The sequence below is a fragment of the Actinoplanes sp. NPDC004185 genome, assembly GCF_053603475.1.
Genome location: NZ_JBSGFR010000092.1, coordinates 1 through 12,193, shown reverse-complemented (window position 1 = coordinate 12,193; position 12,193 = coordinate 1). Strand labels below are relative to the sequence as shown.

Below are 12,193 nucleotides of genomic sequence, written 5' to 3'. Positions count from 1 at the left end.
TAGTCCGCGGACTTCGGATCCAGCTGCGGGTTCACGGGAATGACCTGGTTGAACGGGCTGGTGGCAGCGAACAGACGCCCACCGACACGAGGATCTTGGCTCACGAAACCGTCTGGGGCGTCGGCCGACCTGTGGCATCCGACAACCGACATGGCCAGTGAGGCCACCAGCAGCAAGACCGCGACGGCTCGGCCGGATGCAGTTCGCATGAACGTGTATCGCATCTCTCCAAGCAGACCCCAAGGCGACGGGTACAGCGTGCCCGGAACGGTTACCGGTGTCCAATGTCGGCCCCTCGCGAGGGAGTACTCGCGGAGCCAAGACCACACGAAAGTGCGTAGAGCCCGGCACCTCGGCCCGCCCGGCCGCGCTCGGTGGGGTCCGACAAGGGGAGTGCCAACTTCAGCGCACGCACCGAGCCACCTCGATCGAAAAGCTTTTCGCATCCGGTTCCCGCCGTGTCGCTGAGTCGGGTGACCGTTGGCCGAACGCATTTTCTCGGTGAACGGGCAGCGTGACCCGCAGCGGCTGATCGGGCTAGCCCTTCCCAGTGAATTCCTGGCGGCGAGCCCATTCGCCGGGTTCGGCGCCGTATCGTCCGTCACCAGGCCACCCAGGTCTCGTTGATCAGCGTTGACATCGATCGTCAGTGAACGATGCCCACCCGTCCCGCGGGGTGGGCAGGCCCGGGAAGGATTTCCTCAACTATCAACGCTCTACGCCGTCCGGCTGAAAAGCACAATCGCTGTCGCGGAGCTCGGGCAAGGTGCCGAAAATAAGTAAGGCAAGGGCGCTCTCAATCGCATCGGCTCCGATGAGAGCAGGGCGCTTGTCGCTGTGTCGAATCGATCTGCATTAATTGGGTGGGACCGAAGATGAAAATTCTGGTTACGGGCGGAGCCGGGTTCATCGGCGCAAATCTGTGCAGCGAGCTGCTCGCACGGCCCGACGTCGAAGGCGTCACCGTGCTCGACAATTTCTGCACCGGAGACATTTCCAACATCGCGTCGCTCGCGGTCGAAGTGGTCAAGGACACGATCCTCTCCCGTGACACCGTGGCGGAATTGGTCAGTCACAGTGACGCGGTCGTTCACCTGGCCGCCCAGCCATCCGTGCCCCTTTCGGTCACGGATCCTCTTTCGAGTCATGACGTGAACGTGAACGGTACTATCGGCATCTTGGAAGCCTGTCGAGAGTTCCACAAACAATTCGTGTTCGCCTCGTCGTCGGCCGTGTACGGCAATACGCAGAAGCTACCCAGCAATGAGGACGACGCCGCTCTGCCGGTGAGCCCGTATGCCGCCAACAAGCTTGCCGCCGAATCGTATGCGCTGGCCTATGCGTCGACTTACAAATTCCCGGTCGTCTCGTTCAGATTCTTCAATGTTTACGGCCCGTTCCAGTCGCCGGACCATCCGTATGCGGCAGTCATCCCCTCGTTCATCGACGCGGCCCTTCATGACCGGCCTCTCGTCATCTACGGTGACGGAACTCAGTCCAGGGACTTCACCTATGTCGGATCATTGGTAAAGGTTCTTGCCGACGCGGCCCTCAACGGGGTGTCCAGCCCGGCGCCCGTCAACCTGGCTTTCGGCACGCGAACAACGGTTCTCACCGTGGCCAAGGCGATTGAATCGATCATCGGACGGCCGATTGATCTGCAATTCGCCCCGGTCCGGCCCGGCGATGTCCGGGACTCGCAAGCGGACAACAGCCGACTGCGGATGCTGATGCCCGAGGCACGGGACTCCAGTCTGGATCGTGGCCTACGCGCGACGATCGACTGGTTCCGACGGTCAACGTCTGAGTTCCAGGTCACGTCGGCGTGTGACTGAGGGCGAGTCGCCGACCGGTCATGGCTGCCGTGCCGGTTCGGCTGATCCCTGGCGAGTGAACATAAGAGGGCCAGCCTTTTGCGGCGACGCGATCATGCACAATTAATTGAAAACGTTGTCGTCCGGCCCGTGAGTCATCGAGCGGGCCACGCCCAAAACCGGAAACAGGAGCATGCCGCCGTGCGAGAGCGATTCCGTAGCGCACCGGACGTGGGAGGCATTGAAATCGCGACGCTCGTCTCGATCGCCACGATCGGGCTTGCCGCCGTGACCGAGTCGCTGACTTGGTATGAGACTCCAGCCGTCACGGCGGCCATGTGCATATCCCTTTTGATCATCCGAAGCGGTCGTCCCTTTGCTCATTTTCTTCCGTTCGCGAAGCGGCTGGTGCCGGCCAGTGCACCATTGATGATCTTGTTCATGACGCAAGTGTCCGGCCTCTTCACGCAACCGATGCATATTCCGTCGCGCAATCTCGTGGCGGTCTGTCTGATCGGCAGCGCGGGCATCGTCCTGCTGTCCTTCCGCCGGCAGTCGAAACGCAAAACGGTCCGGATCGCGCTCTTCGGCGACTCGGACCTGGCCGCGACGCTGGCCCGCGAACTGGCACTTCAGCCGGCCGCCGGTCAGATCGTGGGATATGTCGCGGAGCGATCGGCCAATCTGCTCCAGAGCGACAACCACCATCTGGGCTCAAAAAGTGAGCTGCCTGCCATCATCGAGGCCAACGGGATCGACCTCCTGCTGGTTACCTCGGAGGAGACCCGTCGTTCCGTCTTCGCATTGCTGGCCGCCGGCTGTCTCGACCTGAAGGTGCGCGTGCTTTCGCTGGCCTCTTTCTACGAGGACACATTCGGGCTGACACCGCTGGCGGCGATCGAGCCGTGCTGGCTCGAGTCGGTGCTGCACCCGAGCTATCGGCAAGAAATTCCACGGAGCAAGCGGATCTTCGATGTGGTCGTCAGCCTTGTGGCCGGCCTCGTCGCCGTGCCTGTGCTCATTCCCCTCATTGTTCTCGTCAAGCTGGACGGCGGCCCGGTCTTCTACCGTCAGATCCGGATCGGCGAGCGCGGCCGTCCCTTCGAGATTCTGAAGCTGCGTTCCATGAGGTCCTCCGGCGCGGTCCAGCAGTGGTCGTCCCGTACGGATCCCCGGGTCACCTGGATCGGGCGGTTCATGCGCCGCACTCACCTCGACGAGCTACCACAGATCGTGAACGTTCTTCGCGGTGACATGAGTATCGTCGGCCCGCGACCCGAACAACCGGTCCTCGCGGAACGTTTGCGTTCGTCGATTCCCTACTATGACGTCCGGCATCTTGTGCGACCGGGCCTGACCGGCTGGGCCCAAGTGCGTGGTGGTTACGCGGGATCTGAGGACGGGTCGGTACTGAAGGTCTGCTACGACCTTTACTACATCAAGCATCGCTCGTTCTCCGTAGATTGCGTGACTCTGCTGGAAACCGTCCGGACCGTGGTATTCGATCGTCAGTGGCAGGACGCCGGTGCATACCCGGCAGTGGCTTCAGGTAGCTTCCTCACGTTTCCCAACCAGGCGACCCCCGTTGCTCCCGAACCTAGTCGAGTAGGCGCTCCCCGGTGATGAATCCGCAACTCAAGGAAAAGCCGAGCACGGCGGCTCGGGGCCGGCAGGCGTCAATCGCCGGTATGGGGTTGATGCCACCGGCATCAGCTCGGACGCTGGGCGCAATGGTCCGTCACTGGAGGTTCGTTGCCTTGGTCGTCACCGCGTGTGTCGCTGCGACGGCCGGCTATGTGTATGTGGTGCCGCCGAAGTGGGACGCTTCCGCACGCATCCTGGTCGCACCCGTCACGACCGAGGCCGATATGCCGGGACTGGGCCTCGTCAGCGAGTCCGTCGAGCCCGCGCGGTCGCTGCAGACGGCCGTCGCGCTGCTTGACACACCGACCGCCGCAGCCGCCACCGCCACCGCGCTTGGCGCGCCCTGGGACCCGGCATCCGTCGATCGAGGTGTATCTCTCGAGCCGTTGGGACAAAGCTATGTCGTCGAGGTGAAAGCGCAGGCCGACTCGCCATCTGCTGCCGCCCGGCTGGCGACGGCGTTCATGGAGAACGCCCTCGCGACGAGAAATTCGGAGATCAAGAAACGGGCGGCTGACCTTCTCGCCCTGCGCAACAAGCTGCCCGCCGGCAAACCGAACCAGGCCACCAGGGCGCGACTCGAATTGATGGCCCGAACCGGTGATCCCTCACTGTCGATGGCTCAGCCCGCAAGCCTGCCGACTTCCCCAGCCGGCCTGCCGGCACAGTACAAGATCGCATTGTCGGCATTCCTCGGTCTCTGCCTCGCCGTCGCCGGAGTATGGGCAAGAACTCGCATGACCAGGTTCGACGACGGAACTCAGAAGCCTGGTCACAGGCTGGACATCCACGGCTGGGACAGGTGACAGCCGCTCTGCACAGGCGGCCTGCGCAGTTCGACGGCATGTTCCTGGTTCCGGCTGTGATCTGCGCAGCGCCGGCCCTCGGGGTGTTGGTCGGGATCGATGCGCGGATTGCGGTCGGTGCGGTAGGCGCAGTGGCCCTCGCGGTCTGCTGCTTCCTGAATCCGACCGCGGGCCTGCTCTGCTGGTTGCCGGCCATGTTCGTCCCGTACAGCGCAGCCGGCAACGCACTGTTGAAAGTGGGCTTTGTGCTGTGTGTGGCCGCGTGGGCCTTGGACGCGGTCCGGCGCCGGTCGATCACTGACGAACGAATCCATGAGTTCCGTTGGCTGATCGTCCTCGTCGTCGCGATGTATTCGTGGTTCGGAGCGACGATGCTGTGGGCCGGCGACCCGGCGGCCGCGGTGGGTGAGTACTGGCCGTGGGCGATCGCGCTGACGGTTTTCGCCCTGGTGTTGATCCGCATCACCTCAACCAGGCGCCTTCTGCTCCTGGTAGCAACGTTTGTCGCCTCCGCAACGCTTGCCGCCACGACCGGCATGATCGCCCTGCGCTCGACGGCTTCCGCCTCCGCCGACCCGCTGACCAGCACAGACAACCGCATTTCGGGCGCCGCTGGAGACCCCAACATCTTGGGTGCCGGACTCGTCGCGGCGGCGATCATGGCGTTCGGTCTGGCGTGTGCGGTTCGCCGTTTCTGGGTCCGGTCGACGATCGCGGTGGCGATCCTGGTGCTGGCGGCGGCCGCGGCCGGAACAGGGTCGCGCATGGTTGTGGTCTCAGCCGGTGTCGCGTTGATCGCAGCGCTGGTGATCTTCAGGCAGGCGATCGGCTGGGTACTCGCGGCTTCGGTGTGCGCAGCCGGCTCGGCCGCATTGTGGCTCTACAACTTCCCGGCGGCGTGGCAACGGCTGGTGGTCTCCAGCGACGGCGGGTCGGGCCGGGAGGACTTGTGGCGGGCCGCCCTCCACCTGGCGCTGGAAAGTCCCATCGCGGGTCTGGGTCTGGCCAACTTTCAGGTTCATGAACCGGCCGTCGCGCTGGAGATCGGCGAGGTGCGGAATGCGTCGGCCTTGGCGGAACAACCGTTGGTGGCCCACAACGCCTACTTGCAGCTTTGGGCGGACACCGGCGTGATCGGCCTCGTGCTTTTCCTCGCGGTCGTCGCGTTCTGCACCTGGTGTTCGCTGCGTGCCGCTCACCACTTCACCGTGAGCGGTCGTCGCGACCTGGCCGCGTTGAGCCGCAGCGTGGCGGTCGCCGTCATCTCGATGCTGGGCTCGGCCGCATTCCTCAGCATGGCGCGGGATTACAGGCTGTGGCTTGTGCTCGCCATCGGACCGGTCCTGCTTTCGCTGGCGCGGGCCGAGACATCGTGGCACCCAGAACGCCAGGTGGACATGACGCCGGTTGCAGCATCGTGCCCCGCGTCATGAAAGACACGCAGGCCTTGCCCGCAGACCACCGGCCGCCGATGCTCCGCGCGGCGGTCCAGACCTACGGGTCATTCCTGGCCGCGTCCGCTGGTGGTCTGGCCAACGTGGTCTTGACCGCGCGCGTGCTGGGCGCCAGTGGCCGCGGTGAGGTTGCCTTTCTCACGAGCGTCGCTGGGCTGGTCGCGTTCCTGGCCACTTTGAGCGCCTACGAGGCCATGGTCAACATCAGTGGAACCCGGCCGGAAGAACGGCCGGCTCTCGCTGGTGCCGGTGTGTTGCTCGCAGGCGGGCTGGGCCTGCTGGGCGTGGCAGCGGCCTGGATCGTTCTGCGGGTCGTCCCGACCCCGGGAATCCAGCTGACCGACGTCGATGTGCTGATCGCGATCAGCGCGATCCCGATCTCGATCCTGCAGACCAACTTCCTCAACCTGGCCCGTGCCTCATATGACCTGGGGCTGGCCAGCCTTGGCTGGATCAGCGCGCCGTTGGCCACCGTCGCCCTCAATGTGGGCTTTGCGGCGGTGGACGGCCTGACGATCCGCGTTGCCGTCACGAACTGGGTGGTCGGTCTCGCGGTTTCTACCGGGTTGGTCGTGATCCACGTCGGCCGTGCGTCCGGATTCGCCGTTCCTTCGGCGCAGCTTCTCCGGCAGATAGTCGGGTTCGGACTGCGCAGCCACCTCGGCAGCGTCATGTTGACCGGCACCTACCGTCTGGACAACTGGATGCTCGGGGCCTATGCCGGTGCCCGTGAGCTCGGTACCTACAGCGTCGCCGTGGCATGGTTCGACGCCATCGTTCATTTGTCCCGGGCGGTGAGCGTGACCTTCCGGCCGGATCTGCTGCGGGCCTCGGCCGCGGAGGCCGGTCGTCAGTCGGCTCGCATCTTTCGCGTCCTCGTCGTGCTCGTGCTGATCATCGTCGGTGGAGCGGTGCTGGCCGCGCCGTTCCTCTGCGTGACCATCTTCGGTTCGGAATTCTCGGACTCCGTGCTCGACCTCCGGATTCTCGCTTTCGGCGCCTTCGGGCTGATGGCGTTGAACATCTTCGGAACCGCACTGGTAGCCCAATCGCGGCCGATGCACGAGTCGATCGCTCACGGTGCCGGGTTCGCCGTCGCGATCGTCCTTTACGTGGTGCTGATCCCGCCGTTCGGCGCGACCGGCGCGGCCTTCGCATCCGCGGTCTCCTATCTGATCTGCGGGATCGTCGCGCTGGGCCTCGTCCATCGAACGCTTCACCTGCAATACCGTTCGCTGTTGCCGCGTTCGTCCGACATTGCACATCTGATGCGGTCGCTGAACCGGCGGAAGGGATGACATGCCGCAGAACAGTGGCACTCCGGCGGTATCGGTGCTGGTGCCTGTCTTCAACGAGGCGTCACACATCGAAACCACATTGGCGATGATGTGCAGCCAGCAGGTGCCCGGCGGACTGGAGATCCTGGTGATCGACGGGGGATCGAGCGACGGGAGCCGGGAACTGGTGGAGAATGTCTCCGTCCGAGATCCGAGGATCAGGATCCTGGACAACCCGGCACGGCAGATCCCGACGGCACTCAACATCGGCCTGCGCGCGGCTCGGGGCAGCTATATCGCGCGGATGGACGCGCATACGCTCTATCCGGCGGGTTATCTGGCCGCCGGGCTGGCACGCCTCGGAGCCGGGGGCGTCGAGTGGGTGAGCGGACCGGCGCTCGCGGCCGGTGACGGCCGATGGTCGAGGCGCGTGGCCATGGCGCTGAACACGCCGATGGGCATCGGAGGTGCAACCTTCCGGCGCCTCGGCCCAGAGCAGGACGCCGACACCGGGTTCACCGGAATCCTGCCTCGCAGAACGCTCGAGAACCTCAACGGCTGGGATGAAGGCTGGCCGGTCAACGAGGACGGCGAACTGGCTGCACGCGTGCGCGCGGCCGGCGGCCGGATTGTCTGCCTTCCGGAGATGGCTGCCACTTACACCCCACGCGACAGCCTGCCCTCACTGGCCCGTCAGTATTGGCGTTATGGGCAGTACCGGGCCAAGACCTGTCGGCGCCATCCTACGAGCATGCGACGATCACACGTCCTGCCACCAGCATTCTCGCTCGTCGCCGCCCTGGCGTTCCTGCCCGGACCCTATGGCTGGCTGCCGCGTACCGGCATCGCAGCGTGGCTCGTGGCCGCGGCCATGGTCGCCGGCCGCGAAGTGGGTCGCGGACAACGACCTGTTGACTGTGCCTTGTTGCCCGCCGTTTTCGCCGTCATGCACCTTGCCTGGGGTGCCGGTTTCCTCGCCGGATCGATGCGGTTCGGGCCGGCCGTCGGCGCCCTGGCGTACCTGGCGCGAACGGCCGTTCAGCGCAGCTCTTCGAGGCTGAGCGGCGTTCGCGGCTGAGGCAGGCCCTCAAGTGACCGGGCGTCACGACGTGGCGGCTGCCGATCGGCGGCGCCACCGCCGAAGTCGCGCACGGGGACCCCAGAACATCTCCGAACTCATATCGGGTTCGAACACGTCCCGGATGAGGGCGTAACACTGCTGCCGTCGACGCTCCGGGAGGCCGGGCACGATGCCGACGACAGGAAACATCGCCTTGACCCCCCACGACGATTGAGAAAGCCGCCAGTTCACCTTTCGTTCGGCGAACAGACGATGTCGGCGGCTGCGTAGCTGGGTGCGTAATGAATCGGCGCGACCGACACTCTCCCGATACATCCTCGGCGTTTCGTGCTGGCGGTAGTGCAAGGTCACTTCGGGGACATATACGCCCTGCGCGCCGACCTCGGCGAGCTTCATCCAGAGGTCCCAGTCCTCGAACCCGGAGCCCATGTCCCAGCCGCCCACCGTGGTCAGTGCGCTGCGCCGGATCATGCTGGCGACGACAACCTCGTTGATGTACGTGATCCGCCACGGGTCGAGATTGCGAGCGCCCGGGACCCGGCAGGTGAAAGCGCCGAAACAGGAGTAGTCACCCCAGGCCAGGTCCGCCTCGGGCCGCGCGTCCAGTACGTCCGCGAGGCGCTGCAGGGCTCCGGGCGCGAGCCGGTCGTCCGAGTCGAGGGGGTAGATGTATCGCGCACTCGTCTGCCTGACGCCGGTCATGCGGGCGGCGGACAGCCCCTGATTCGGCTGTGTGACCACCTGGACGCCGGCCTCACGCAACTCCTCCAGGACCTGAAGCGTGCGCGCGTCAGTCGAGCCGTCGTTCACCACGACGATCTCGCATTGCTCCTGTTCCCGCACCGACTCGAGGGTCTCGGAGAGAAAACGGCCGTCGTTGTAGCACGGGATGATCAACGCCACCCGGGGGCGTCCATTCGTGACGGCGCTCATGCCTCGGTCTCCTGTCGGGCGCCGGCCGCGAGGAAGGCAGCCGTCGAAGCGGAGGTCTCTTCCAAGGTTCGCATCTCCGCGAGTTCCCGCCCTCGCTTCACCAGAGCGGTCATCCGCTTGTCGTCGGCGACCAGGCTGTCGATCGATTCCGTCAACGCCACCGGGTCGCCTGACGGCACCAGAACGCCGGCTCTGCCGTTGTCGAGCACCACGCCGACCCCGCCGACGTCGGTCGCCACGATCGGAACGGCGTTCGCCTGAGCCTCGATGAGAACCTGTGGCAAACCCTCGGTCACCGAGACGAGGACGAACAGATCCGAGCGGCGGTAATACTCCATCAGTTCCGGACCGATCGGCACGAATCCTGGCAGTGAGACGACATTCTGAAGACCGAGCTCTGCCACCCTCTCGCCGACTGCCGACCGCAGCTCGCCATCCCCGACCCAGGTCAGTCGGAACCGGTGCGGGCTGCGTGCATGCAATATCGCGAGCGCGTCGAGCAGCAGCATCGGATTTTTCTCCGGTGCCAGCCGGCCCACGGACAGCAACTCGATCGGATCGGTCAGCTCACGCCGTGGGCCGACCGGGCTGAGATGGCGGCGCCGGACGAGCGAAATGCTCATCGGATACAGACCGGCCCGTGGTCCACCGTAGGCCTTTTCGCTGCCCGCACCGACGACCGTCGTCGGCAGCTTCCGCGACAGCAGCCGCCAGGACGCGTCCAGCAGTCGCACCGCGAGCGAGAGTCCGGCGCCGCGGACACCCGGCTTCATCCGGCTGGAGAAATAGGCCAGGGTCTCCTGCCGGACGCCGAGCGTCACCTTCCGGCGCCGGGCCGCAGCCAGGGCGGTGAGCAGGAGCCCGAAGGGATGCGGCCCGAAAACCCAGACGTGATCGACATTGTCGAGGTGTCGCCACATTGCACGGACGGTCGCATGGGCGTTGGTCGCCAATGCACTGGGCGACACCGTCGGGTAGTAAGGCAGGCCGGCGACGGCAACTTTGCCGGGCAGGGAGAAGTCGGCTCCAGCGTTCGGTGACTGCCTGGCGAAGATCGTCAGACTGGAAAAACGGGATCCGACTTCGCAGACGAAGGACAGGAACGCCAAACTGGCGGCGTTGGTCTGCACGATGGACATGTCGCCGTGATTGATGTCGACCACCGTGTCGACGTAGACGCCGAGCCGCATGCCGCCTGCGTCCGTCCCAACAGCGGTGTCACTCACGGTCGCCTCGCTTACCGACAATCGACGTCATCGTTGATAAACGAGGACTTCACAAGGCGGGTGACGGACATCTGCGGTGTTTCGTGAGCGGCGCTGTGGCCGTTCCGGAACTGGTGGCCCGGAAGCCTGCGCCGGTTACTCGTCGTCCAGGGTGTGGAGACGGGTGGTCAGGTCGGTGGCGAAGCGTTCCAGCAGCCGTCCGAAGGTGCGGCGGTCTTCCGGCGACCAGTCGGCGAGAACGTCGCCGAGCAGGCCCAGCACGGTCCCCATGTAGCGCTCCACCGCGGCTGTTCCGTCCGGGGTCAGCTCGACCAGCCGGGCCCGCTGGTCGAGCGCGTCGGGGATCCGCCGGGCCAGGCCGCGCCGTTCCAGCTCGTGCACCTGGCGGGTGACGTGCGGGCCGACGACCTGCATCCGTTTGGCGATCTCGCCGATCCGGAGCGGTCCGCCTCCCATGTGCAGCGTGACGAGCACCGATATCGCCGGGCGGTCGAGGTCGGCGCCGGCGCTCTCGGTGGCGCGTTCGATGAGCCGGCTCCGGTTCATCACCGTGCCGAGCTGACTCAGGCGGGGCAGCACGGCCAGCAGGTCGAACTCCGCCTCGTCGGTGGTGTCGGTCATCACGCTCGTTTCGATACCTAAGTTAGGTATATGGTTTCCGGGATAGATACCTGAGGTAGCTACCTGGGAGGCAGGTCATGAGCAGGGTACTCATCTCCGGCGCGAGTATCGCCGGTCCCACACTGGCGTTCTGGCTGCGGCGACACGGTTTTGAGGTCACGGTCGTGGAGAAGGCGGACGCGATCCGCGGCGGCGGCTATCCGATCGACATCCGCGGGACAGCGCTGGAAGTCGTCGACCGGATGGGGGTCCTGCCGAAGCTGCGGGAGGCCCACATCAACACGGAACGGCTCACCTTCCTCAACCCGGACGGCAGTGTGATCACCTCGGTCAAGCCGGACGTCGTGGTCCGCGGGGTCGAGGGCCGGGACCTGGAGATCCCGCGGGGCGACCTCACCGAGATCCTGTACGCCACGGTCCGCGACGATGTGGAGTTCCGGTTCGAGGACAGCATCGCGTCCCTCGACCAGCGCCCGGACGGGGTGGAGGTGACCTTCCGCAGCGGAGCGCAGCGCACCTTCGATCTCGTCGTCGGCGCGGACGGCCTGCACTCGAACACCCGGCGCCTGGCCTTCGGGCCCGAGGCGCAGTTCCACCGGTACCTCGGCCACTGCTTCGCCGGATTCACCATGCCGAACGAGCTCGGCCTCTCCCGTGAGGGTCTGGCCTGGAGCCGCCCGGGCCGGGGGGCCGCCGTCTACGCGGTCGGCGACCGCGAGAACGTGCACGGCTTCCTGACCTTCGCCCGGGAGGAGCCGCCGTACGAAGCCTTCCGCGACCCCGAGGCGCAACGTGAGCTCGTTGCCTCGGTCTTCGCCGATGACGGGTGGGAGATCCCCCGCATGGTCGCCGCGATGCGCTCGGCCGACGATCTCTTCTTCGACGTGATCAGTCAGATCCGGATGCCCCGGTGGTCCGCCGGGCGGGTCGCCCTGGTCGGCGACGCCGCCTACGCCCCGTCGTTCCTGACCGGGCAGGGGACCAGCTTGGGCCTGGTCGGCGCCTACATGCTCGCCGGCGCCCTGAAGGCCGGCGCAGACCACGAGGCCGCTTTCGCGGCATTCGAGAAGGCCACCCGGCCGTTCGTCGAGATGAACCAGGATCTCGTCGGCGAGGGCGACTCCACCCTCTTCCCTCGTACGGAGGAAGCCCTGGCCAAGCGCAACGAGATGCTGCGCGGCCTCGACTCCCTCCCGCCCGCTGAGGGCCGGCCCGAGCACTCGGCCCTTACGCTTCCGGCCTTCTAGAGCGAATCTGACGGATCATGGGCGGGCTCGGTCTGGGTTGGCGCGGAGCCAGATCATGATCGAGGCGATGGTCACGGTGGCGTGGTAGCG

11 protein-coding genes are annotated in these 12,193 nt (G+C 65.8%); 7 read left to right on the top strand and 4 right to left on the bottom strand.

Annotated features, from left to right (window positions below; all coding sequences use genetic code 11):
• Nucleotides 1–224 (bottom strand): hypothetical protein (locus tag ACWEOZ_RS43310; RefSeq protein ID WP_451916500.1); only part of this gene is annotated, 224 nt, incomplete at its 3' end.
• A 651-nt stretch (nt 225–875) separates the two neighbouring features.
• Here ACWEOZ_RS43310 and ACWEOZ_RS43305 point away from each other — a divergent pair.
• The 6 genes from ACWEOZ_RS43305 (at nt 876) to ACWEOZ_RS43280 (ending at nt 8,073) form a co-directional block, all read left to right on the top strand.
• Entirely contained in the window at nt 876–1,835 is a 960-nt protein-coding gene (locus ACWEOZ_RS43305; RefSeq protein ID WP_451916499.1) for an NAD-dependent epimerase/dehydratase family protein, read from the top strand.
• A 180-nt stretch (nt 1,836–2,015) separates the two neighbouring features.
• A complete protein-coding gene (locus ACWEOZ_RS43300; RefSeq protein ID WP_451916498.1) occupies nt 2,016–3,437 on the top strand; it encodes an exopolysaccharide biosynthesis polyprenyl glycosylphosphotransferase in 1,422 nt (473 codons plus the stop codon).
• A complete protein-coding gene (locus ACWEOZ_RS43295) occupies nt 3,437–4,264 on the top strand; it encodes a Wzz/FepE/Etk N-terminal domain-containing protein (RefSeq protein WP_451916501.1) in 828 nt (275 codons plus the stop codon). The genes ACWEOZ_RS43300 and ACWEOZ_RS43295 overlap by 1 nt, the downstream gene beginning before the upstream one ends.
• On the top strand, nt 4,261–5,697 hold the full coding sequence (locus ACWEOZ_RS43290) for an O-antigen ligase family protein (protein ID WP_451916497.1): 1,437 nt from the start codon (nt 4,261–4,263) through the stop codon (nt 5,695–5,697). Before ACWEOZ_RS43295 ends, ACWEOZ_RS43290 begins: the two co-directional genes overlap by 4 nt.
• Complete coding sequence (locus tag ACWEOZ_RS43285) at nt 5,694–7,016, top strand: lipopolysaccharide biosynthesis protein (RefSeq protein WP_451916496.1); 1,323 nt, start codon at nt 5,694–5,696, stop codon at nt 7,014–7,016. The genes ACWEOZ_RS43290 and ACWEOZ_RS43285 overlap by 4 nt, the downstream gene beginning before the upstream one ends.
• 1 nt (nt 7,017) lies before the next feature.
• Entirely contained in the window at nt 7,018–8,073 is a 1,056-nt protein-coding gene (locus tag ACWEOZ_RS43280) for a glycosyltransferase family 2 protein (protein WP_451916495.1), read from the top strand.
• A 24-nt stretch (nt 8,074–8,097) separates the two neighbouring features.
• Here the strand turns inward: ACWEOZ_RS43280 and ACWEOZ_RS43275 are convergent, their stop codons facing one another.
• The 3 genes from ACWEOZ_RS43275 to ACWEOZ_RS43265 form a co-directional block, all read right to left on the bottom strand.
• Entirely contained in the window at nt 8,098–9,009 is a 912-nt protein-coding gene (locus ACWEOZ_RS43275) for a glycosyltransferase family 2 protein (protein ID WP_451916494.1), read from the bottom strand.
• Entirely contained in the window at nt 9,006–10,235 is a 1,230-nt protein-coding gene (locus tag ACWEOZ_RS43270; RefSeq protein WP_451916493.1) for a glycosyltransferase, read from the bottom strand. Before ACWEOZ_RS43270 ends, ACWEOZ_RS43275 begins: the two co-directional genes overlap by 4 nt.
• Nucleotides 10,236–10,370: 135 nt before the next feature.
• Entirely contained in the window at nt 10,371–10,856 is a 486-nt protein-coding gene (locus ACWEOZ_RS43265) for a MarR family winged helix-turn-helix transcriptional regulator (protein WP_451916492.1), read from the bottom strand.
• A gap of 77 nt (nt 10,857–10,933) precedes the next feature.
• On the opposite strand from ACWEOZ_RS43265, the gene ACWEOZ_RS43260 reads away from it, so the two are divergent.
• On the top strand, nt 10,934–12,103 hold the full coding sequence (locus ACWEOZ_RS43260; protein WP_451916491.1) for an FAD-dependent monooxygenase: 1,170 nt from the start codon (nt 10,934–10,936) through the stop codon (nt 12,101–12,103).
• The last annotated feature ends 90 nt before the right edge of the window (nt 12,104–12,193 follow it).